At 66.9% G+C, this 22018-nt stretch carries 16 protein-coding genes; 10 read left to right on the forward strand and 6 right to left on the reverse strand.

Annotated features, from left to right (window positions below):
- Positions 1-613 precede the first annotated feature (613 nt).
- Both H3H36_RS24185 and H3H36_RS24190 read left to right on the forward strand, forming a co-directional pair.
- On the forward strand, positions 614-1372 hold the full coding sequence (locus tag H3H36_RS24185) for an NF038120 family PEP-CTERM protein (protein ID WP_229220081.1): 759 nt from the start codon (positions 614-616) through the stop codon (positions 1370-1372).
- 9 nt (positions 1373-1381) lie between these two features.
- Positions 1382-4537, forward strand: coding sequence for a S8 family peptidase (locus H3H36_RS24190; protein WP_182220618.1), 3156 nt, complete (start codon positions 1382-1384; stop codon positions 4535-4537).
- Positions 4538-4685: 148 nt separating this feature from the next.
- Here H3H36_RS24190 and H3H36_RS24195 read toward each other — a convergent pair whose 3' ends face one another.
- The 3 genes from H3H36_RS24195 to H3H36_RS24205 all read right to left on the reverse strand — a co-directional run bounded on the left by H3H36_RS24195 (position 4686) and on the right by H3H36_RS24205 (position 8856).
- Positions 4686-5141 carry a hypothetical protein gene (locus tag H3H36_RS24195; protein WP_182220619.1) on the reverse strand — a complete coding sequence of 152 codons (456 nt, stop codon included), beginning with the start codon at positions 5139-5141 and terminating at the stop codon, positions 4686-4688.
- 62 nt (positions 5142-5203) lie between these two features.
- Positions 5204-7882 carry a bifunctional acetate--CoA ligase family protein/GNAT family N-acetyltransferase gene (locus H3H36_RS24200; RefSeq protein ID WP_182220620.1) on the reverse strand — a complete coding sequence of 893 codons (2679 nt, stop codon included), beginning with the start codon at positions 7880-7882 and terminating at the stop codon, positions 5204-5206.
- 44 nt (positions 7883-7926) lie between these two features.
- The gene (locus H3H36_RS24205; protein WP_182220621.1) at positions 7927-8856 is read right to left on the reverse strand and encodes a histone deacetylase family protein; all 930 of its coding nucleotides are present in this window, start codon (positions 8854-8856) and stop codon (positions 7927-7929) included.
- Positions 8857-9079: 223 nt separating this feature from the next.
- On the opposite strand from H3H36_RS24205, the gene H3H36_RS24210 reads away from it, so the two are divergent.
- On the forward strand, positions 9080-9892 hold the full coding sequence (locus H3H36_RS24210; RefSeq protein ID WP_182220622.1) for a sterol desaturase family protein: 813 nt from the start codon (positions 9080-9082) through the stop codon (positions 9890-9892).
- A gap of 118 nt (positions 9893-10010) precedes the next feature.
- Here H3H36_RS24210 and H3H36_RS24215 read toward each other — a convergent pair whose 3' ends face one another.
- Positions 10011-11594: an isocitrate lyase gene (locus H3H36_RS24215; protein WP_182220623.1), complete on the reverse strand. Its 1584-nt coding sequence runs from the start codon at positions 11592-11594 to the stop codon at positions 10011-10013.
- 366 nt (positions 11595-11960) lie between these two features.
- On the opposite strand from H3H36_RS24215, the gene H3H36_RS24220 reads away from it, so the two are divergent.
- Together H3H36_RS24220 and H3H36_RS24225 are read left to right on the forward strand one after the other, a co-directional pair.
- Positions 11961-12815, forward strand: a complete 855-nt coding sequence (locus tag H3H36_RS24220) for a class I SAM-dependent methyltransferase (RefSeq protein ID WP_375539617.1) — start codon at positions 11961-11963, stop codon at positions 12813-12815.
- A 92-nt stretch (positions 12816-12907) separates the two neighbouring features.
- Positions 12908-14755: a SagB/ThcOx family dehydrogenase gene (locus tag H3H36_RS24225; RefSeq protein WP_182220624.1), complete on the forward strand. Its 1848-nt coding sequence runs from the start codon at positions 12908-12910 to the stop codon at positions 14753-14755.
- An 86-nt stretch (positions 14756-14841) separates the two neighbouring features.
- On the opposite strand, the gene H3H36_RS24230 is transcribed toward H3H36_RS24225, so the two are convergent.
- The gene (locus tag H3H36_RS24230; protein ID WP_182220625.1) at positions 14842-15843 is read right to left on the reverse strand and encodes an AraC family transcriptional regulator; all 1002 of its coding nucleotides are present in this window, start codon (positions 15841-15843) and stop codon (positions 14842-14844) included.
- Between the two features lie 99 nt (positions 15844-15942).
- Here H3H36_RS24230 and H3H36_RS24235 point away from each other — a divergent pair, with 99 nt between their 5' ends.
- Genes H3H36_RS24235 through H3H36_RS24250 form a run of 4 tightly spaced genes read left to right on the forward strand, consistent with a single transcriptional unit; the run spans position 15943 to position 19478 of the window.
- Positions 15943-16305, forward strand: coding sequence for a carboxymuconolactone decarboxylase family protein (locus H3H36_RS24235; RefSeq protein WP_182220626.1), 363 nt, complete (start codon positions 15943-15945; stop codon positions 16303-16305).
- A gap of 7 nt (positions 16306-16312) precedes the next feature.
- Complete coding sequence (locus H3H36_RS24240) at positions 16313-17137, forward strand: SDR family NAD(P)-dependent oxidoreductase (RefSeq protein ID WP_182220627.1); 825 nt, start codon at positions 16313-16315, stop codon at positions 17135-17137.
- A 17-nt stretch (positions 17138-17154) separates the two neighbouring features.
- Positions 17155-18210 carry a beta-keto acid cleavage family enzyme gene (locus tag H3H36_RS24245; protein WP_182220628.1) on the forward strand — a complete coding sequence of 352 codons (1056 nt, stop codon included), beginning with the start codon at positions 17155-17157 and terminating at the stop codon, positions 18208-18210.
- 5 nt (positions 18211-18215) lie between these two features.
- Positions 18216-19478, forward strand: a complete 1263-nt coding sequence (locus tag H3H36_RS24250) for an MFS transporter (protein ID WP_182220629.1) — start codon at positions 18216-18218, stop codon at positions 19476-19478.
- 46 nt (positions 19479-19524) lie between these two features.
- Here H3H36_RS24250 and H3H36_RS24255 read toward each other — a convergent pair whose 3' ends face one another.
- A complete protein-coding gene (locus tag H3H36_RS24255) occupies positions 19525-21096 on the reverse strand; it encodes a S8 family serine peptidase (RefSeq protein WP_229220082.1) in 1572 nt (523 codons plus the stop codon).
- 341 nt (positions 21097-21437) lie between these two features.
- Here H3H36_RS24255 and H3H36_RS24260 point away from each other — a divergent pair, with 341 nt between their 5' ends.
- Positions 21438-22001 carry a scabin-related ADP-ribosyltransferase gene (locus tag H3H36_RS24260; RefSeq protein WP_375539618.1) on the forward strand — a complete coding sequence of 188 codons (564 nt, stop codon included), beginning with the start codon at positions 21438-21440 and terminating at the stop codon, positions 21999-22001.
- The last annotated feature ends 17 nt before the right edge of the window (positions 22002-22018 follow it).

Genomic DNA, 22018 nt, shown 5'->3' on the forward strand with positions numbered 1-22018 from the left:
CTTCGACCGGTTGGGCGTACCACGCCTGTCTTAACCTCAACTACTCGAACCGCCCGGTGCGGACCCGCATGCCGGGTGGTGTGGCAGGGGACCGGTCAGCTATGCTGGCCGCCCCTATGCCGATTTTCCGCAGGGAAAAAAATGGCAATATTTTAATTGGTCGCCCGACAACACCCCGCCACTGGCCACCGTCCCGGCCATTGCTCCAGGCATGAAGCGGCCCCTCAACTTTCAGTGTGATAGCGACAATAGGCCGTGGTTTCGATGCCATAGCCAGGCTGTTGCCCGACGTTGTGGATGGACTGTGCGCGCCCGTGCGTTCCGCGATCATTGTTTGCTTTTACTCAAATTTGCGGAATAACAACAAATAAACATGCCGCGCGCGTGCGCGTACACCCAAGAATGAAGCTGGTTTCATCGGTGATGCCATTTTTTCTTTTGTTATTTAAAATAAATTCAAATATTCAACGTTAAGATAATTGCACTTTAAGTTGTTCCTCTTGCTATATTTCTTGATGCTGGCTTTGCGACCCATTGCCGCGTAAGCAGGGCGCCACGACCTTGCAGGTCCGATGCAGACCATGTCCGCTCCTTAACCAAGAAGGCAAGAGAAATGAAATCTACCCCCACACTGAAACATCTGGCTGGCCTGCTCGTCAGCGCCGTGACCCTGCTGGGCGCCGCGCCCGCCATGGCCGACACCATCACGTTTGACTCCCATGGTCCCGACGTGTTCGCCGGTGGCGACACGTTCACGGAAGCCGGTTACACGATGCAGGTGCTCGACACCGTGGCCGGCAGCGGCGGCGGTTTCGCCGGCGCCATCGTCAACCCGGCCGATCCCACCTCCTGCACGGTGGCCGCTTGCCCGGTCGGCAATAGCAGCATGTTCTACCTGGGCATGAACGATGGCGGCCTGAGCATCCATCGCACGGATGCGTCAGCCTTCTCCGTGCATGGCCTGGACTATGCGTTCGCGGCACCCGTGGGTGGCCTGCCCAACGTCAACTACGGCCAACTGGTGTTGACCGGCAAGCTGGCCGGTGGTGGTACGGTGAACAGCGTCTTCGACTTCCCGCTGCAAAACGCGGCCGGCAGCTATGTGTTTGGCGTCGTGCCTTTGAGCACGGCCTTCGGCCATGCCAACCTGAGCGAGCTGACGGTCAGCGCCTGCCTGTTCGACGGTCACGGCGGCTGCGTCAACCCGGCCGGCAACCAGGCCCAGTTCGCCATCGACAACGTGAACGTGAGCGCCGTGCCGGAACCGTCGGCCTACGCCATGCTGATGCTGGGCCTGGGCGGTGTCGCCTTCGCCGCCCGCCGCCGCGCCCGCCAGACCGGCGCCGCCACCACCCTGCCAGCCCAAGCCTGAGGAGACGCCATGAAATTGCATCCTATCTCGTCCGCCGTCCTGGTGCTGCTGTCGGCCATGGCCGGCGCCGCCATGGCCGATGAAGTCCGCCATTCCTATATCGTGCAGCTGGTCGACAAGCCGGCCGCCACCTACACCGGCCAGATCACGGGCTTGCCCGCCACCATGCCGGCCCCCGGCCAGCGCCTGAACGTGGACGCGGCCGACGTACAGAATTACCTCAACTACCTGGACACCAAGCAGGAAAGCGTGCTGAACACCGTCAGCGCCGCCGAGATCACCCACAAGTACAACGTCGTGTTCAACGGCTTCGCCGCCATGCTGACCGACGACGAAGTGCGCGCCCTGAAGAAGAACACGGGCGTGGCCAACATCACGGCCGACTCCATCTTGCAGCTCGACACCAGCTACACCCCCACCTTCCTGGGCCTGGACAAGGCCGGCGGCCTGTGGGACCAGCTGGGCGGCAAGGGTGCGGCCGGCGAGAACATGATCCTGGGCATCGTCGACGGCGGCATCTGGCCCGAGAACCCCAGCTACGCGGACCGCGTGGACGAGAACGGCAACCCCAGCCACACGGGCGCGACCCGCGTGTATGACGCGCCGCCGGCCAGCTGGAAAGGCATTTGCCAGACGGGCGAAGGCTTCGGCGTGCAGAACTGCAACAACAAGCTGATCGGCGCGCGCTACTTCAAGTCGCCCGACCAGACCTTGCACTGGACGGAATTCCTGTCGGCCCGCGATTCCGTGGCCGGCACGGAAGGCCACGGCGGCCACGGCAGCCACACCTCCAGCACGGCCGGCGGCAATGCCAACGTCAGCGCCAGTGTCGGCGGTGTGCCAATGGGCAAGGTGTCGGGCATGGCCCCGCGCGCCCGCATCGCCGCCTATAAAGTCTGCTGGACCGATGGCGCGACGGGCAAGAACGGTTGCGCTACCTCCAACAGCGTGGCCGCGATCGACCAGGCCGTCAAGGATGGCGTGAACGTGATCAACTTCTCGATCGGCCCCAACGCGGGCGGCGGCGCCTTCAACGAGGCGACCGAAGTGGCGTTCCTGGGCGCGGCGGCGGCCGGCGTGTTCGTGTCGGCCGCGGCCGGCAACTCGGGCCCCACCTCCAGCCCGCCGGCGCCCGTGTCCCACATCAGCCCGTGGCTGACCACGGTGGGCAACTCCACCCATAACCGCACCTACATCGCCTCGGCCACGCTGGGCAGCGGCGTCAAGGTGGACGGCGCCTCGAGCAATGCCATGACCCCGAGCGCGCCGCTGATCCTGGCCAAGGATGCCGGCCTGGCCGGCATCGACCCGGCCGACACCAACCTGCTGCGCTGCTTTGGCGCCACCGACGGCGTGGCGCCGTTGCTGGACCCGGCCAAGGTGACGGGCAAGGTGCTGGTCTGCGACCGCGGCGCCAACGTGCTGGTCAACAAGAGCGCCAACGCCAAGACGGCCGGCGCCGTGGGCGTGATCATCGCCAACGTGCCCGGCGGCGCGACCACCGTGCTGAACCAGCCGCACACGCTGTCGACCATCCACATCACCCAGGAAAATGGCGCCATCGTGAAGAACTACGTGGCCGCCAGCGGCGCTGCCGCCACGGCCGCGCTGGGCGACCTGCGCGCGTTCTTTGATCCGAACGTGCCGGCCCCGGTGATGAACGGCTCGTCCTCGCGCGGCCCGAACGTGGCCAACGCCAACATCCTGAAACCCGACCTGACGGCGCCTGGCACCGACATCCTGGCCGCCGTCACGGCGGACCTGACCCAGGCCCAGCGCGACGCCGTGGCCGGCGGCGGCGTGGCGCCCGTGACGGACTGGGCGTTCTACACGGGCACCTCGATGGCCACCCCGCACGTGGCCGGCATCGCGGCCCTGCTGAAACAGCGCCATCCGGACTGGACCCCGGCCGCCATCAAGTCGGCCCTGATGACGACCGCCTTCGACACCAAGCCCGACGGCCTGAACGGCTCGATGGCATGGGACGCCACGGCCAAGACCACGGGCACGCTGCCATGGGGCCAGGGCGCCGGCCATATCGCGCCGTCGACGGCGGCCGACCCCGGCCTCGTGTATGACGCCACCGAGATCGACTATGCGCGCTTCCTGTGCGGCCTGAACGCCGGCGTGTACTCGGCCGCCACTTGCCAGGCCGTGGGCACGATCCAGCCGTACAACCTGAACCTGGCCTCGCTGACGGCGGCCAATGTGCTCGGTTCGCTGACCATGACCCGCACCGTCACCAACGTGGGCAACAGCGCCGCCACCTACACGGCCACGGCCAGCCTGCCAGGCTACACGGTGGACGTGCAGCCTGCCGCGCTGACGCTGGGCGCCGGCGCCAAGGGCAGCTTCACCGTCAAGCTGACCCGCACCAGCGCCCCGATCGACACCTGGACCTACGGTTCGCTGGTATGGTCGGACGGCACGCACACCGTGCGCAGCCCGCTGACGGCGCGCGGCAGCGCGCTGGCCGCGCCCAGCCGCGTGAGCAGCGAGGCGGCCACCGGCAGCAAGGTCCTGACCGTGGGCACCGGCTTCGCCGGTACCCTGGGCAGCGTCAAGGGCGGCCTGATTCCGGCCACCGTCGATGGCCGCGTGGTGGGCCAGGCCGACGTATCGGCCAACACGGCAGCCCAGTGCGCCGCCGGCGGCGCCCCTGGCGTGAACGTGCACACGGTGACGATCCCGAGCGGCGCCCTGGTGGCGCGCTTCTCGCTGTTTGACGCCGACACCAGCGGCAATGGCGAGTCTGACCTGGACCTGGTGGTGGTCAAGGGCAGCACCGTGGTGGGCAGCAGCGGCGGCAGCAGCGCCAACGAGCAGGTGCAGCTGATCAAGCCGGCGGCCGGCACCTACAACGTGTGCGTGGTTGGCTACGCGCCCGTGGGCGGCCAGGCCAGCTACAGCCTGAACTCGTGGGTGATCACGCCAGCTAGCGTGGGTGGCAACTTCAAGGCCCTGATGCCGAGCGCGGCCACGGTGGGCGGCACTGCCTCCGTGGGCATGGCCTGGTCGGGCCTGGCGCCGGGCAAGCGTCACCTGGGCGCCGTCCAGTACCTGCTGAACGGCAGCTACCAGGGCACGACGGTGGTGGAAGTGAACACCAACGACCCGCTGCCGCAGTTCGACAACGCGCGTGACAAGTACGTGAACGCGAAATAAGCGACGCGCGCTGCAGGCCTGTCATCCGGCGGGCCAGAAAAATCGGGGACGGACCCTGGTTTTCCTCTGCGGGAAAACCGGGGGCCGTCCCCGATTTGTTTGAACGGAAAATTGCTTGATGGCTAAATCGGGGTCCGTCCCCGATTTTTTATTGCTGTAGCGGCGGGCCGTCCACGGTGAGGGGGCGCAGCACGCAGTGGCCGGCCTGGCAGGTGGCGCCGGGGTCGCTCACGTAGGAGCAGGTGGACATCATGCGCGCGCGCATGTCCTCGGCCCGGCGCGCGGCCGCATGCCGGGCCACCAGTTGCTTGAGGCGGCTGCCGTCACTGTGGCGGTCGGACCAGGCGCGGTAGGCTTCCGGGCCGCCGCAGGCCTTGCTGCCGATGGCGATGGTGTGGCACTGGCGTTCGCTGTCGCAGGTATTGTCGGCCAGTTCGGCCTGGATCTGGCGCATCAGCGCGGCGCTGTCGGCCGGCGCGGCCGGCGCAGACGCCGCGGTGGTGGCGGAAGCGGCCAGCGGCGCGCTGCCGCAGGCGGCGCCGCCCAGCGTCAGCGCGACGGCGCAGGCCAGGCGGGAGAGCAGGAGTCGGGGGGCGGTGTGCATGCGCCATCATCGCCCAGCATGCGCGCCGGCGCAAGCGCCATCATTGACCGGCGGCTGGTTTGTTACAAGCCTTTGCTGCACAAACGGAAGTCGGGATCGTCCTCGTAGGGCGCGATCTGGAAGCCCAGGCTGGCCATCAGCTTGAGCATGCCGCTGTTCTTGCTCAGCACCAGGCCGTTGATTTCTGTCAGTCCCTTGTCGCGCGCCACGTCCATGATGGCGTGCATCAGCCGCGTGCCCAGGCCCTGGCCGCTGAAGCGGTCGTCCACCACCAGCGAGAATTCGCAACTGCTGCGGTCCGGGTTGGCGATGTAGCGCGACACGCCGATGATGCGGTCGTGGACGATGAATTCGCCGTCCTCGCCCGGCGTGCGCACCGACTGCACGGCCACCAGCGCCATTTCGCGGTCGTAGTCGATCAGCGTGTAGCGCGCCAGCATGGGCACCGACAGTTCCCGCAGCGACGACGCGAAGCGGTAGTAGCGCGACTTTTCCGACAGGCCGCGGGTGAATTCCTGCAGCATCGACGCGTCGTCCGGCTGCACCGGGCGCAGCGTGTACTGGCCGCCGCCGCGCATCGGCCACTCCTGGGTGTAGTTGACCGGGTAGGGCAGGATGGCCAGGTGGTCGTAGCGGTGCACGGAGGGTGGGGCGGTGTCGATCACGATGCGCGCGTCCACGGCCAGTGCGCCATGTTCGTCCACGATCAGCGGGTTGATGTCCATCTGGCGCAGTTGCGGCAGCTCGCACACCATTTCCGACACCCGCAGCAGCACGTGTTCGATCGCCACACGGTCGGCGGCCGGCGCGCCGCGCCGCTCGTCGAGGGTGTGGGCCGAACGCACCCGTCCGATCAGGCGCTGGGCCAGGAACTGGTTCAGCGGCGGCAGTTCGATGGCGCGGTCGTTGATCAGCTCTATCATGGTGCCGCCGGCGCCAAAGCTGATGGCGGGACCGAACAGCGGGTCGGTGACGACGCCAATGTACATCTCGCGGCCATTGCGCTTGCCGGCCATTCTCTGGACCGTCACGCCGTTGATGCGCGCTTCCGGCGCCAGGCGCTGCACGGTGGCCATCATGTCGCCGAAGGTGTCGCGCACGGCCGCCGCGTTGACCACGTTCAGGGCCACGCCCTGCACGTCGGACTTGTGGCTGATGTCGGGCGAGTCGATCTTGAGCGCCACCGGATAGCCCTGCTGGCTGGCGATCAGCATGGCCTCGTTGGCGTTGCGCGCCAAAATGGTCTGGGTGATGGGGATGTGGAAGGCGGCCAGCAGCGCCTTCGATTCCATCTCCGTCAGCACCTTGCGCCGTTCGGCCAGCACGCTTTCGATCAGCAGGCGGGCACCGTCCAGGTCCGGCTCGGCCAGTTGCGACAGCGGCGGCGGGGTCTGGTGCAGCAGTTGCTGGTTCTGGTAGAACGAGGCGATGTTGGAGAAGCCGTCCACGGCCGCCTCCGGCGTGCGGAAGGTGGCCACGCCGGCCTGGTTGATGATCTCGCGCGCCTGGCCCACCATTTCGTCGCCCATCCAGCAGGTCAGCAGCGGCTTGCCGACGGCGGCCTTCAGCTCGCCCACGGCTTGCGCCACGGCGTTGTGGTCGCCCGCCAGCTTGGGCGAATAGATGGCCAGGATGCCGTCCACCTGGCTGTCCTGGCCGCAGGCCATGATGGCGGCCCGGTAGTGTTCCGGCCCCGCTTCCTCGGACAGGTCCAGCAGTTGGCTCAGCGTGGCGTGCGGCGGCAGCAATGGCATCAACGCCTGCGCGTGCGGCGGCGACAGCGGCGTCAGTTGCAGGCCCAGTTCCGCCACCCAGTCGGCCGCCAGCACGCCGGGTCCGCCGCCGTTGGTGACGATAGCCAGCCGCGGCCCCACCGGCCGGTAGCGCGAGGCCAGGCACTTGGCGGCCGCGAACAGCTGCACGAACGATTTGACGCGCACCGCGCCCGTGCGGCGCAAGGCCGCGTCGAACACGTCGTCGCTGGCCAGGATATTGCCCGAGTGGGTCAGCGCCGCCTGCGAGGCGCCGGCCGCGTTGCCGGCCTTGAGCACCACCACCGGCTTGGTGTTGGCCGTGCCGCGCAGGGCCGACAGGAAGCGGCGTGCATTGGTCACGCCCTCCATGTAGATGACGATGCTTTCCGTGGCCTGGTCGGTGGCCAGGAAATCCAGCGTCTGCGCCAGGTCGACCGAGGTGTTGGGACCCAGCGAGACGACGGTGGAAAAGCCCACGGCGTTCTTGTCGGCCCAGTCCAGGATGGCCGAGGTGAGCGCGCCCGATTGCGACACCAGCGCCAGGCTGCCCGGTTGCGCCAGCTTGCCGGCCACGCCCGCGTTCAGGTGCAGGCGCGGGCGCTGGTAACCGAGGCAGTTCGGCCCCAGCAGGTGCAGGTCGTGCTTGCGGGCGATGGCGTGCAGCTCCTTGGCCAGTGGCGGTTCCACGCCCGACGAGATCACCAGCGCCGCCTTGCACTGGATGCGGCCCGCCACTTCCAGCGCGAACGCCAGTTCCTCGTGGGGCAGGGCGATCAGGGCCAGGTCGGCGCGCGAGTGGGCCAGGTCGGCCAGCGTGCCGCTCATGTTCACGTCGAGGAAGGTGACGGGGCCGGTGAAGCCGCATTCACGGATCTGGGCGCAGATGCTGCGGCCGTAGCTGGTCTGGGTCTCAGGCTGGTCGACCTTGCCGGCGAATACGACAATGGCTTGCGGGGAAAATAAAGGGCTTAAATAGTGGGTATCCATGTTGTTCTTGTTCGGGATGCGTTGGATGGGAATGGTACACGGGGTCAGTCGTCCAGGCCGAGCAGCACTTTCACGTGGGCCGCCGCGCTGCGCGCCAGCGACGACAAATCATAGCCGCCTTCGAGGCAGGATACGACGCGGCCCTGGGCGTGACGGTGGGCCACGCCCATGATCTGGCGCGTCATCCAGGCGTAGTCCGCTTCGACCAGGCCCAGGTTGCCCATGTCGTCGTCGCGGTGACCGTCGAAGCCGGCCGACACGACGATCAGCTGGGGCTGGAAGCGTTCCAGCGCCGGCAGCCAGAATTCAGCCACGCTGGTGCGCAGCAGTTCGCCGCCGGAGCGGGCCGGCAGCGGCACGTTGACCATGTTGGGGCCGCGCGGCGTGTTGCCGCTGTACGGATAGAGCTTGTCCTCGAAGATCGAGCACATCAGCACCCGCTCGTCGTGGTGCAGGATGTCCTCGCTGCCGTTGCCATGGTGGACGTCGAAGTCGATCAGGGCCACCCGTTGCAGGCCGTGCACGTTGAGCGCGTGGCGGATCGCCACGGCCGCATTGTTGAAGAAGCAGAAGCCGCCGGCGGCCGCGTACTCGGCGTGGTGGCCGGGCGGGCGGATGTTGCAGAACGCGCTAGGCGCCTTGCCTTCCAGCACCAGGTCGACGGCCAGCACGGCCGCGCCGGCCGCCCGCAGCGCGGCCTGGTAGCTGTAGGGATTCATGCTGGTGTCCGGGTCGACCTGCACCGAACCTTCCTGCGGCACCATGCTGGCCAGCGTGCGGATGTAGAGCGTGGAATGGGCCTGGGCCAGTTGCTGCTCGGTGGCGCGCGGCGCGTCAAAGGTCTGCATGCAGTCGAGCAGCCCCTTGATCAGCAGCATGTCCTGGATGGCGCCCAGCCGGGCCGGGGCTTCCGGGTGCTGGTCACCCATGTCGTGTTTCAGGCAGTCGGGGTGCGAGATATAGGCTGGCAGCATCGTGGGAGGGGCAGGGCTACGTTGCGGGCGCACGATGGCGCCGGGCCGCCGTGATCGGTTTAACTCGTGGTACGAAAACCAGTGTACTGAGGTGTATCAAATGTTTCGTTGATCTAAATCAAACGCGCTGACTTGGCCGATGGAGGCCAAGCGCCGTTGCGCTGCCGGGGCGTGGCCGTATAATCGGGCCGTAGCCTGGGCCTGGCGCCCGATGGGGGGATGGATGACGCTGACGCAATTTGCCGCCGACGTGGCGTGGAAGTCGCTGCCGCTGCTGGGCTTGATCGTGCTGGCCGGCCTGGCCGAGCGCTGGCGGCCCGTGGAGGCGCAGCGCTGGCGGGGCCGGGCTGTCAACCTGGGCTGCATGTTGGCGTATGTGCTCGGTTTCGCCCTGTTGCAGCAAGGTACGGCCGCGCTGACGGTGCTGGCTGTCAATGGCGCCGGCGGCGGCTGGCTGGCCTTGCCGGCCGATGGCTGGCATCTGCTGCCGTCGTTCCTCGTCTACACGCTGGTGCTCGACTTGGGCGAATACGCTTTCCACCGGGCGCAACACCGCATTCCCGCGCTGTGGGCCATGCACTCGCTGCATCACAGCGACACGGCCATGAACGCCACCACGACGGATCGCCACTTCTGGCTGGAGCCGGGCATCAAGATGGTGACCATCTACCTGGGCATGGGCTTGCTGTTCAAGCCTGACCCGGCCATCGTCGGCCTGTATGCCTTGCTGGGCTTGTACAACGTGGTGCCGCACATGAATCTGCGCTGGGGGCTGGGGCGTGCTTGCTTCCTGATCAACACGCCGCAGTTCCACCGGCTGCACCATTCGATGCTGCCGCAACACTACGATTGCAATTTCGCCGGCCTGTTCCCCGTGTTCGACGTGCTGTTCGGCACTTACCGCCAGCCTGCCGCAGACGAATATCCGCCCACCGGCATCGCTGGCGGCGAGGTGCCGGCCGACACGCTGGACGTGCTGGCCTGGCCGCTGCGGCGCTGGCTGCGCCGGCCAGGGCAGGGCAATCGTTACCCTTGAGGAAAACCGTGTTACGTCCCCGATTTTTCCGCCCTGCAAAATCGGGGACGTAACACGGTTTTTCCAGGGCGAAAAAAAAAGCTCGCCGAAGCGAGCTTTTCTTCACACGGGAAACCGCTTAGAACTGGTTCATCGTGTTGTCTTTACCAGCGGCCTTCAGGGCTGCTTCGCCGCTGAAGTATTCCTTGTGGTCGTCGCCGATGTCCGAACCGGACATGTTCTGGTGCTTGACGCAGGCGATACCCTGGCGGATTTCCTTGCGCTGCACGCCAGCCACGTAGCCCAGCATGCCTTGGTCGCCGAAGTATTCCTTGGCCAGGTTGTCGGTCGACAGGGCGGCCGTGTGGTAGGTCGGCAGCGTGATCAGGTGGTGGAAGATGCCGGCTTCGCGGGAAGCGTCAGCCTGGAAGGTGCGGATCTTCTCGTCGGCGGTGCGGGCCAGTTCCGACTCGTCGTATTCGACGCTCATCAGCTTGGCGCGGTCGTAAGCGGACACGTCTTTGCCAGCGGCCTTCATCGCATCGTACACTTGCTGACGGAAGTTCAGGGTCCAGTTGAACGATGGGCTGTTGTTGTACACCAGCTTGGCGTTCGGGATGACCTTGCGGATTTCGCTGACCATGCCGCCGATCTGGGCGATATGGGGTTTTTCCGTTTCGATCCACAGCAGGTCGGCGCCGTTCTGCAGCGAGGTGATGCAGTCGAGCACGCAACGCTCTTCGCCGGTACCGGCGCGGAACTGGAACAGGTTGCTTGGCAGACGCTTAGGACGCAGCAGCTTGCCTTCGCGCTTGATCACCACGTCGCCATTGCCCAGGGCGTCGGCCGACACTTCTTCGCAGTCCAGGAAGGAGTTGTACTTGTCGCCCAGGTCGCCTGGCTTGTGGGTCACGGCGATCTGCTTGGTCAGGCCGGCGCCCAGCGAGTCGGTACGGGCGACGATGATGCCGTCGTCCACGCCCAGCTCCAGGAAGGCGTAACGCACGGCGCGGATCTTGGCCAGGAAGTCTTCGTGTGGCACGGTGACTTTACCATCCTGGTGGCCGCACTGCTTCTCGTCCGACACCTGGTTCTCGATCTGGATGCAGCAGGCACCGGCTTCGATGAATTGCTTGGCCAGCAGGTAGGTCGCTTCGGCGTTACCGAAACCGGCGTCGATGTCGGCGATGATAGGCACGACGTGGGTCACGTGGTTGTCGATCTGCGACTGGATGGCGGCCTTGTCGGCGGCGTTGGTGGCGGCGTCCAGCTGGCGGAACAGGCCGCCCAGTTCGCGCGCGTCGGCCTGGCGCAGGAAGGTGTACAGTTCACGGATCAGGTCCGAAACGGCGGTTTTTTCGTGCATCGACTGGTCAGGCAGCGGGCCGAACTCGGAACGCAGGGCGGCAACCATCCAGCCCGACAGGTACAGGTAGCGGCGGTCGGTGCTGTTGAAGTGCTTCTTGATCGAAATCATCTTCTGTTGACCGATGAAACCGTGCCAGCAGCCCAGCGACTGGGTGTACTGCGATGGGTCGGCGTCATAGCGGGCCATGTCGGCGCGCATGATCTTGGCGGTGTACTTGGCGATGTCGAGGCCGGTCTTGAAGCGGTTCTGGGCGCGCATACGAGCGGCGGACTCAGGATTGATCGCGTTCCATGCGGCGCCCTGCTGGTCTTTCAGGGTGGCGATGGCCTGGATGTCGTCTTGGTACTTGGACATGTGAATCTCCTAGTGATTGAAGCAAAAATGAGAAAACCGTATTCCTGTCGCGTCGCGCTTGCCGCTCGTGTTCGCGACATGGTGCTGCTATCGAAGCGAAACTGCATGGAAGAATAATAGAACGTTTTCGGCCGAAGGCACAAGTCTTATATAAGACATATAACCTAAATAATGTCGTTTTATTTCAACGGTTTAGTTGTAATTTTTCAGCATGTGGTATGTATTTTCAAAAAATGGAATGGCGATGCCCGTTTTTTACGCACCACATTTTCGTAATATGGAATGCCATTTCACGCCGAGGCTGTAAGTGTCAGCAAAACCGGGGCCGTGCAGGGCAGGCGCGGCATGCAAAGCAAGGAGAGAGCGATGGACCATCCCCATGTATCCCCTACGGCGCCCGCCATGGCGCCAACCGAAGCCGACCGGACCTTCGCCGGTTCCATTCCCCAGCTCTATGAGCGCTACATGGTGCCGATGATTTTCGCGCCTTATGCCGAGGATATGTGCCGCCGGGTCGTGGCGCGCCAGCCACGCGCGGTGCTCGAAATCGCCTGCGGCACCGGCGCGGTGACGCGCCAGCTGGCGGCGGCGCTGCCGGCCACCACGGCCATCACGGCCACCGACCTCAATCAGGCCATGCTGGAGCACGCCATCGCCCAGGGCACCGGCCGGCCCGTGACGTGGCGGCAGGCGGACGCGCAGCAGCTGCCGTTCCCGGACGATGCCTTTGACCTGGTCGTGTGCCAGTTCGGCGCCATGTTCTTCCCCGACAAGCGCCAGGCGTATGCGGAGGCGCGGCGCGTGCTGCGGCCGGGCGGCGCTTTTCTGTTCAGCGTGTGGGACCGTATCGAGGAGAACGAGTTCGCCGATGTCATCAACCAGGCCCTGATCAAGGCCTATCCGGCCGATCCGCCAGCGTTCATGGCGCGCACCCCGCATGGCTATTGCGACACGGCCCTGATCGCGCAGCAACTGCTGGCCGCGGGCTTTGCCCAGCCGCCCGCGTTCGAGACGGTGACGGCGCGCAGCCGCGCGCCCTCGGCGGGCACGGTGGCCACCGCGTATTGCCAGGGCACGCCGTGGCTTGGCGAAATCGAGGCACGCCGCACGCCCACCGTGGCCGAGGCCACCAGCCTGGCGCAAGCGGCGCTGGTCGAACGGTTCGGGGATGGTGCCGTGGAGGGGCGGATTCAGGCCCATGTTGTCACGGTTGACAATTGAAATGCCAGGGCGCCTGGCGTGCTGGCCGGCTGGACGCCGCCGGCGCGCCTGATGCAGAATGCGGCGCAGCTTAGTCCGCGTAGGGAGTGGCCATGCCGAAGCTCGCCTGGGTGTTGTTGCCGACCATCTTGTATGCGGCCGGCCTGGCCGCGCGGATGCTGCTGCGCAGGGGCCGGCCGTCGCGCCAGGCGCTGAACCTGCAACTGAGCCTGCTGTTGATGCTGTACCTGGCCGCGACGGCCGGGCTGGGCCTGTTCTGGGTGGCCCGGCAGCAGTTGCCCGTTTTTGACTGGCACTACCTGTTTGGCTACGGCACGCTGGCGCTGGCGCTGATCCACCTGTATTTCAACCTGCCGGCCGCATTGCAGGCGTTGCGCCGGCCACCCCACGCTGCCGCGTCGCCGCCAGCGGGGCGGGGGCGGGGACGCCGGGCGGGCATGGCGGCGGCCATGGCGGCCGCGCTGGTGGCGGCCTGGTGGCTGGGGGCAGGCTGGCAGGTGGCGCGGCATGCCCCGCTTGCATCGCTGCCAGCGGCCTCCCCCAACGTCGAGGCTGTGCTGCGCTATCACGCCGATTCGTCCGCATCGCGGCGCCAGGTCCTTGACCGCGCGCCCGCGCTCGACTGGGGCCAGGCGCCGCCCGCGTTCAAGGCCTATCCGGCGGCGGCGCACATCCGGCTGTCGCGCGGTGACGTGGGGTGGCGCGGCCTGAGTGCGGCGCTGGGCGGCGCCGGGGCACGAACCGACGCACTGCGCTTGCCCGAACTGGGCGACTTGCTCTACCTGTCCGCGGGCGTGACCGGACGCCGGGAGGGCGGGCGCGCGCTGCGTGCCGCGCCTTCGGCCGGCGCCCTGTTTTCCAGTGAACTGTACCTGCTGGTGCGCGCCGTGCAGGGACTGGCGCCTGGTGTCTACCACTACGACGCGGACCAGGAACGGCTGGACGTGCTCGGTCCACTGCCCGCCGACAGCGGCGCGCCGTTCGCCGACCATGCCGACGCCGCCATCGTGCTCACTTCCGTGATCCGGCGCACCGCCTACAAGTACGGCGATCGGGCCTACCGCTATGTGGCGGCCGATGGCGGCCATCTGCTGGAGAACCTGCGCGTTGCGAGCCAGTCGGCCGGCATGCGGGCCACGCTGGCGGCGCGTTTCGACGAAGGCCGGCTGGCCCATGCGCTGGGGGTGGACGGGGACGATGAAATCGTGCTGGCCGTGATGGAACTGCGCCGCGCCGGCGCCGCGCCAGCGCAGGCATGGCCGCCGCGCTACGCGGAGCTTGCCGCCGGTCCCGCGCCGGCGCCGGACGTGACGGCCATGGTGCAGCGGGCGACGTCGCTGCGCCTGGCGGACGCCGAGGCGGGGAGGGATCGAGCTGACGTGGTCACCTTGCCGGCGCCCCAGGCCAGCGCGGTGCCGGTGCGGCAGGTGATCGTGGAACGGCGCAGCAAGCGGCGCTTCACCGGCGAGCCGGTGCCACTGGCGGCGCTGGCCGGCATGCTGGCCGACCTGGTGCAGCCGGACCAGCTGTCCGGTGCGGTGCGCATCAGCCTGGTGGTGAATCGGGTCCAGGGGCTGGCGCCGGGGATCTACCGCTACGACAGGCGCCAGGCATTACGGCGCGTGCGCGCCGGCCAGTTCTCAGCCGCCGCGGAACAGGCGGCCCTGTCGCAGTCGGTGGTCGGCGATGCCGCCGTGGTGTTGGTCCTGTCCGTCGAGCGGGGCGCATTGCTGGCCGAAGGAGCACGCGGCTATCGGCATGGCTTACTTGAAACTGGCCTGATCGGCGAACGCTGGCTGCTGGGGGCGGTGGGCCGCCACCTGGGCGCCTGCCCGGTCGGGGCGTTTTATGACGACGAGGCGGCGGCCCTGATCGACGCTGATCCTCAACGTGAATGGGTGCTGCATTTCGCGGCACTGGGGGTGCCGGCCGGCGAGTGAGGCGGCGGCGCCCAGCGGGCGGGCGCCCGGTCGCCGGCGATACGGCTTGCCGTCGATACCACAGGCGGGCATGGCCAACGCGCCCGCTAGCGCGCGCGCCAGGCCGTGATGCTGCAGCCGTGGCGCTGGCTGAACCAGCGCGAGAACGCGCTTTGCGATGAGAAGCCCAGCAGCAGCGCCACTTCGCTGGCGCGGCGCCGGTCGTGCAGCAGGTAGCGCGTGGCCAGTTCGTCGCGCACGGCGTCCACCAGCACCGTGAAGGTCTCGCCATGCTGGGCCAGGTGGCGGTGAATGGTGCGCCGGTCCACGCCGAGGCTGTCGGCCACGGCTTCGGCGCTGCAGCGGCCCGTGGGCAGCATGGCCAGCACCAGTTGCCATACCTTGTCGCGCGTATCGTTGTCGGGGTCGCCGATGATGGAATCGAGGTAGGCGCTCACGTACTTGGCCATCAGCGGATCGGCCGCCTGGGTGGCGCGGTCCAGGTCGCGCGCCTGGCAGATGAAACCGTCGAAGTCGGCGCGAAAGCGCAGCGGGGCGTTGAAGAAGCGCCGGTGCGGCGCCATGTCGCGCGGCGGCTGGTGCGAGAAGCACACGGCGCGCGGCGCCCAGCCTTCGCCGAAGAACAGCCGCATCATCCCGTGCAGCACGCCGATGGTCAGCTCGGCCGCCTGGCGATACACCGTGCCTGAGGTTCCCAGCATGGCTTCGGAGACGTAGACCAGGCCATCCTCCTCCTCCACCCGCAATCGCAGCGCTTCATTGTGCAGGCGCTGGAACTTGGCGGCCGCCTCCAGCTTGCGGCGCAATGTCGGTTCCTCGCGCATGGCCAGCGCCAGCGGGCCCAGGTTGGACAGCTCGCGCGTGGCCGCCAGGCGCAGGCCGAAATCCTCCACGCCCGCTTCGGCGGCGCTGGCTTCGAGCATGCGCGCCAGCGCCTCGGCCGGGATCTTCAGGTCCGGGTCGAGCAGGGCGGCGCGATTGATGCCCGCTTCCTTGAGCAGGTTATAGGGATCGAGCCCCAGCGAGCGGGCCAGGGGCACGTAGCTGGTCAGGGCGGCGCTGCGGACGGCGTACCGGGACGTTTTCATGATGTCCCAAAATGTAACACTAATGTCCCATTATGTGAATACTGGCGCCGTCCCGGCTTTCTAGAATGGCTCCATTACATCAAAAAATGGAGACACCCGATGGACAACCACACCCCGCTGTGCGACCACCTGCGCGCCACTGGCGAATGGAATCCCAACTGGACGCCGTTCGCTGAACTCGATCCCGTCTGGACCGAGAAATTCATGGCCATGGGCCTGCGCCCGATGATCGCCGGCGTACTCGATCCGAAGACGGTGGAATTCATCGCCATCGCCGTCGACGCCTCGTGCACCCACATGTACGAGCCGGGCGTGCGGCGCCACATCCGCAAGGCGCTGGAACTGGGCGCCACCAAGGAGGAAATCACGGCCGTGCTGCAACTGACGTCCGTGCTGGGCATCCACACCATGAGCCTGGGCGCCCCCATTTTGCAGGAAGAACTGGCCGCGCGCAGCAAGTGAGGCGGCCATGGGACAACTGCACAACCGTATTGCGCTGGTGACCGGCGCGGGCCGCGGCCTGGGGCGCACCATCGCGCTGGCACTGGCCGACGCGGGGGCCAGCGTGGCCATCTGCGACATCGACGCCGACAACCTGGAAACGACGCGCGCCGCCATCGAAGCGCGCGGCGGTGAGTGCCTGGCGCTGCACTGCGACGTCTCATCCAGCGCCGCCGTGGATGCCATGTTCGCGCAACTGGTGGCGCGCTTTGGCACGCTGCACATCCTGGTCAACAACGCGGCCCGCGTGCCCGAAGGTGAACAGGATACGGTGCGCCGCAACCAGCACTACACCTACATGACCACGCCCGTGCCGCGCCAGTCACTCGGCTTCACCAGCGCCATGAGCGACGCGGAGTGGCTGCGCTTCTGGGACGTGAACGTGCACGGCATGTTTTACTGCACCCGCGCCGCGCTGCGCCTGATGGAACCGCAGCGCGACGGCAAGATCATCAACATCGCCTCCATCGCCGGCATTTCGGCCATGAGCGCGCACAGCCCGCACTACAGCGCCACCAAGGGCGCCGTGGTGGCCTTCACCAGGAGCGTGGCGGCCGAAGTGGCGGGGGCCAACATCTACGTCAACGCCGTCGCCCCCGGCGGCGTGCAGACCCCGCAGTTCGAGCAGTACCTCGCCGCCGTGGGCGAGGAAAAACGCAACCAGCTGTGGCAGGTGGTGCCCGCTGGCCGTCTCGGCACGATGGAGGAATACGCCTCGCTCGTCACTTACCTGGCCGGCCAGCATTACCTGGTCGGACAAATCATCAGCCCCAATGGCGGCGCAGTCATCTAACAACGAAAGGACTTACCATGCAATTCTTCGACGATTCCCTCCTGCCGGAAAACCAGGAAAAGCTCGTGATCCAGGTGGCGCCGTTCGGCCCGCAGTTCATCCCCAGCGATTCGGACGACATCGCCGTCACCATGGACCAGCAGGTGCAGAAGGCGGTCGACTGCTGGAACGCCGGCGCCACCGTGCTGCACGTGCACGTGCGTGAGGATGACGGCAAGGGTTCCAAGCGCCTGTCCAAGTTCAATGAAATGCTGGGCCGCCTGCGCGAAGCCGTGCCGGAGATGGTGCTGCAGGTGGGCGGTTCGATCTCGTTCGCGCCCGAAGGCGAGGGCGCCGAGGCCAAGTGGCTGAGCCACGACACGCGCCACATGCTGGCCGAGCTGACCCCGAAGCCGGACCAGGTCACCATCGCCATCAACAACATGCAGATGAACGTGTTCGAGCTGATGACGGCCGAAGACGGCGCCGGCACCATGCTGGCCGATCCGCGGGTGAAGGCGGCCTACCAGGACATGTGCACCGAGGCCACGCCCACCTTCTACATCGAACACCTGAAGCGGCTGCAGGAAGCGCGCATCCAGCCGCACTTCATGCTGGGCGGCGTGTCGCAACTGGAGACGGTCAAGCGCCTGATCCGGCGCGGTAACTATAACGGCCCGCTGGTGCTGAACTATGTGGCCATCGGCGGCGGCGCGGCCGGCCCCGACCCGTTCCACATGATGGAGTTCATTCGCCAGGTACCCGATGGCGCCGTGCTGACCATCGAAGGCATCATGCGCAACGTGGCGCCGATGAACATGATGGCCATCGCCATGGGCTTGCACGTGCGCGTGGGCATCGAGGACAACCTGTGGCGCCGTCCCGGCGAGCGCATGACCTCGGTGGAGCAGATCGAGCAGATGGTGCGCCTGGCGCGCGAAGTGGGCCGCGATGTGGCCACCGGCAAGGAAGCGCGTACCATCTACCAGATCGGCACCCAATACAATGATGTCGACACGACGTTGGCCAAGCTGGGCATGGCGCCCAACCGCAAGCCCGGCCAGCGTGGCTTCCCGATGAACCGGGTGGGGTAATCATCATGCAATGGCGGCACTTCCCCCGGATCGCCCTGTGCGTCCTGCTGTTCGCCCACATCCTCGCGCATGTGGACCGCAATATGCTGCTCGGCTTTTCGCCGCAGATCATCCGCGACATCGGGCTCTCCAACGCGCAGTATGGATTCCTGGTCGGTGCCGTCTGGGTGCTGAGTTTCGGCCTGATGGCCATGTTCATGGGCACGCTGGCGGACCGCTACTCGCGCCCGCGCGTGGTGGCCGTGGGCATGCTGGTGTGGAGCGTCTGCACCTGGGCCTCCGGCAACGTGCACGATTTCACGCAGATGGCGATGGCGCGCTTTTTCGTCGCCAGCGGCGAGGCGGCGCTGGTGCCGGCCGCCGTCAGCCTGCTGGCCGATCTGTTCCCGGCGCGCCGGCGCGGCACGGTGATCGGCATCTTCTTCACCGGCATCCCGCTGGGCATCGGCTTCAGCTTCCTGCTGGCCGGTACCTACGGCGAAACGCACGGCTGGCGCGACACCTTCCACGCGCTGGGCGTGATCGGCGCGCTGCTGGCGCTGCCGCTGGCCTGCCTGTCGGAGGAACGCGGCCAGCCGGGGCATGAGCGCGGCGCCCCGTTCGGCGCGCAGTTGCGGGCCCTGGCCCGCACCGTGCGCAACACGCCGGGCCTGCTACAAGTAATCGCCGGCTTCGTGCTGCTGCACATGGTGTTCGCCGGTTTCGCATTCACGCAAGTGTGGCTGGTCGATGAGCGGGGGCTGGACGCGGCCGCCATGGCCAAGCGCATCGGCATGCTGCAACTGGTGTTCGGCACCATCGGCGCCGTGTTCGGCGGCGGGCTGGGGGACCGCTTCGCGCATGTCATCAAGGGTGGTCACGCCGGTTTCGTGGCGGCGCTGGTGGTGCTGTGCGCGCCGTTCATGCTCGCTTACCGTTTCGCCGCGCCCGGTTCCGCGCTGTTCTACCTGGGCATGTGCGCCGGCGCCTTCCTGCCGATGGCCGCCTACGGCCCGGCCAACACGCTGATCCAGGGCATGGTGCCGGCCACCATGCGCTCCACCGTGGCCGGCTTCACCATGATGGCGATTAACGTGGTGGCCATCTCGCTGGGCAGCCTCGCGGTGGGCGCCGGGCGTGACCTGCTGGCCGGCGCCGGCGTGGCCTCGCCCTTCACGGCCATGCTGCTGGCCACGGACGTGTTGGCGATCGCCTCGGTGGTATTGTTCGCCGGCGCGGCGCGGCGCGGCACCGTGGTGTGCCTGCCGGCCGCCATCCGTTCACATTGAGCGGACGCCGCTCCCATGGAGGGACGGGAGCGGCGCCATTTCCGACTCAGTTGCCGCAACCCTGGCTGCGGATGCGGTCATACGCGGCCTTCGCCTGCACCAGGCCATAGCCAAAGTACGGGTCGCGGCCCGGCGTGCCCAGGTCGAGCGCGGATTTGTCGAGCGAGCTGCGGATCTGGCTGGCGCTGCACTGCGGGAAGTAGCTCCACACCAGCGCCGCCACGGCCGACACGTGCGGCGTGGCCATCGACGTGCCGTTGTAGAGCGCGTAGTTGGTGGCCGTCACGGTCAGGTTGGCTTGCTGGCCCACTTGCGTCAGCAGGCTGGCCCCTTCCGTATCGGACACGCCGACCGAGGGGATGGTGGTGACGGTGGTGCCCAGCGTGCCGTTCAGGCCGCCGGCCACGTTGTTGTACACCACGGCGCCAACGCCGCCGCTGGCCTGGCAGTTGCTGACCTTGGTGGCGAACGAGACCGAACCCCGTTTGATCAGGCACACCTTGCCGGCCATGGTGCTGTCGGTGGCCGTGCCCAGGCCGAAGTCGGCCAGCGGGGCGTGGGCGCTGGCGGCTGGCGAGCCGTCCATTTCCCGTGGCGCGTAGCTGGTGGCCCCGACTGCCAGCGAGGCGGCGCGGCCGGTGCCCATGGGCACGGTCGAGAGCACGTCCACGCCCGGCGCCGACAGCTCGACTTTGGGCGTGAACTGGGAGAAGGTAGCGATCTGCTGGTTCTGGTCCAGCGCGCCGATCGACATTACGCTGCTGTAGCCGGCCGGGTAGGACTGGGTGTCGTTGCCGTCGTTGCCGGCGGCCGCGATGGACAGCACGCCGCGCCTGGCCAGGCCATCGAAGGCGCGTTCCTCGGCGATGCTGCGGTCGCCGCCGCCCAGCGACATGCTGATCACATTGGCGCCGGCCGCGCCACACTTGTTGGCGGCCGCGATCAGGGTCGAGGTGTAGGCCCAGCCGTCGGCGCCGAACACCTTGACGATATGCAGGTTGAGCTGGCGGCCGGGATTGACGCCCACCACACCGACGCCGGCATTGTTGATGGCGGCGATGGTGCCGGCCACGTGGGTGCCGTGGTGGTTCTCGTCGGTGTACCAGTTGCCGGTGCCGGGGTTGGTGTCGCCGGTGACGTGGTTGCCGTGCAAGTCCTCGTGGGCCAGGTCGATGCCCGAGTCGATGATGCACAGCATGCGGTTGCTGGCGTAGGTGTCGGGCAGCTGGTCGGCCTGGACCATGGCGATGCCGTAGGGGACTTGCTGGCCCAGCTGGTAGGGCGCGCCCGTCGATGGCGTGCTGGCGGCGAACGGCATGCGTTTCTGGTCTGGCTCCACGAACTCGATCAAGGGATTGTTGCGCAAGCCGTCCAGCGCCTTGGCCGGCACCTGGGCGGCCGAGGCGCTGATCTCAGGCAAGTCCTGCACGATATTGCCTTGCGCGGCGGCCAGCGCCGCCTTGCCATTGGCGACGGTGCCCGCCTTGAAGCCGACGATGACGCGCACCGTGCCATCGGCGGCGGCGGCGCTGGCGGCGGCACAGTGCGCGCCGGCGGCGGCCGCCAGCAGGGTCATGACGAGGACGCTACGGGTATTGCCGAGATGTTTTTTGAACATGATGAGTCCTGGAAATCGTGAATGGGAGGGATGGTCTTGCACGCCAGAAACGATACGGCCGCCGGTCGCGGCGATCGAAATCCGATGCTATGAGCGTTCCAATCCGGGGTCAATCGCGATGTCTAAATAACATGCGAAATTGATGGAAAAACCACAAAATTAACTTTAAGCAATACCATTTGCGGGGCCGGTGTTGCTGCATGCGCAGGTGGCTGGCGGATTGATAGCTTTTCGATGTGCGTGTGCTAAAGTGATTTGGCTTGTCGGAAAGAAAACACGAGTCGTGCACGGCGGAGGTAGGTTTCAATCTTTTAGATGACCATCAAAAGGGGAGAAATATCATGGCCAAATACGGTTGGTTGCCCGAGGGTGTGAATCGGGCCAGGCGCATCATCGGCAGGGTGATAAACCAAAAAGAATTGCCCGCTTTTGTCTACCGATTCGACGCGCGGTCGCCCGCGACGATCCGGGCCACGGGTTTTCAGCCATGGAACGGCGCCGGCGGCATTTCGATGATGGAGCATGTGAACAACGCCTACGCGACCGGCCACGCGCAGGCCGGGCAGCAAACGAAATATGACAGCCAGTTCGTCTCCACCGGCGCCTACGGCATCCTCAAGCGCATCGACCCCACCTTCGCGCAGCAGGTGCTGCAAACCAACCTGTACAAGATCGACGCGGCGGTGGCCTTGCAGACCGGCATGTTCTACGACGCCAATGATGTGTTCGACCGGGCCGGCGTGAACCGGCCGTATGCGACGCAGCGCGAATGGATCAAGGAAGGCGGCATCGACCAGGCCGCCGTGGTCGCCACCATGACCGGCGCCAACTACGCGGCGCAACTGGCCATGCCCGGCGGCACCGCCCCGGACGAGGGGGCGCTGCAGGGGTGGGCGGCGTTCTGAGGCGCGGTGGGCGCGCG

The sequence above is a fragment of the Rugamonas fusca genome (genome assembly GCF_014042365.1).
Taxonomy (GTDB): domain Bacteria; phylum Pseudomonadota; class Gammaproteobacteria; order Burkholderiales; family Burkholderiaceae_D; genus Rugamonas; species Rugamonas fusca.

Bases quoted from the DNA above. Each gene is read 5' to 3' on its own strand.
- H3H36_RS24185 (WP_229220081.1), top strand. From the start codon at position 614: ATGAAATCTACCCCCACACTGAAACATCTGGCTGGCCTGCTCGTCAGC.
- H3H36_RS24205 (WP_182220621.1), bottom strand. From the start codon at position 8,856: ATGCTGCCAGCCTATATCTCGCACCCCGACTGCCTGAAACACGACATG.
- H3H36_RS24200 (WP_182220620.1), bottom strand. From the start codon at position 7,882: ATGGATACCCACTATTTAAGCCCTTTATTTTCCCCGCAAGCCATTGTC.
- H3H36_RS24255 (WP_229220082.1), bottom strand. From the start codon at position 21,096: ATGTTCAAAAAACATCTCGGCAATACCCGTAGCGTCCTCGTCATGACC.
- H3H36_RS24215 (WP_182220623.1), bottom strand. From the start codon at position 11,594: ATGTCCAAGTACCAAGACGACATCCAGGCCATCGCCACCCTGAAAGAC.
- H3H36_RS24225 (WP_182220624.1), top strand. From the start codon at position 12,908: ATGCCGAAGCTCGCCTGGGTGTTGTTGCCGACCATCTTGTATGCGGCC.
- H3H36_RS24230 (WP_182220625.1), bottom strand. From the start codon at position 15,843: ATGAAAACGTCCCGGTACGCCGTCCGCAGCGCCGCCCTGACCAGCTAC.
- H3H36_RS24235 (WP_182220626.1), top strand. From the start codon at position 15,943: ATGGACAACCACACCCCGCTGTGCGACCACCTGCGCGCCACTGGCGAA.
- H3H36_RS24245 (WP_182220628.1), top strand. From the start codon at position 17,155: ATGCAATTCTTCGACGATTCCCTCCTGCCGGAAAACCAGGAAAAGCTC.
- H3H36_RS24210 (WP_182220622.1), top strand. From the start codon at position 9,080: ATGACGCTGACGCAATTTGCCGCCGACGTGGCGTGGAAGTCGCTGCCG.
- H3H36_RS24250 (WP_182220629.1), top strand. From the start codon at position 18,216: ATGCAATGGCGGCACTTCCCCCGGATCGCCCTGTGCGTCCTGCTGTTC.
- H3H36_RS24220 (WP_375539617.1), top strand. From the start codon at position 11,961: ATGGACCATCCCCATGTATCCCCTACGGCGCCCGCCATGGCGCCAACC.
- H3H36_RS24260 (WP_375539618.1), top strand. From the start codon at position 21,438: ATGGCCAAATACGGTTGGTTGCCCGAGGGTGTGAATCGGGCCAGGCGC.
- H3H36_RS24195 (WP_182220619.1), bottom strand. From the start codon at position 5,141: ATGCACACCGCCCCCCGACTCCTGCTCTCCCGCCTGGCCTGCGCCGTC.
- H3H36_RS24240 (WP_182220627.1), top strand. From the start codon at position 16,313: ATGGGACAACTGCACAACCGTATTGCGCTGGTGACCGGCGCGGGCCGC.
- H3H36_RS24190 (WP_182220618.1), top strand. From the start codon at position 1,382: ATGAAATTGCATCCTATCTCGTCCGCCGTCCTGGTGCTGCTGTCGGCC.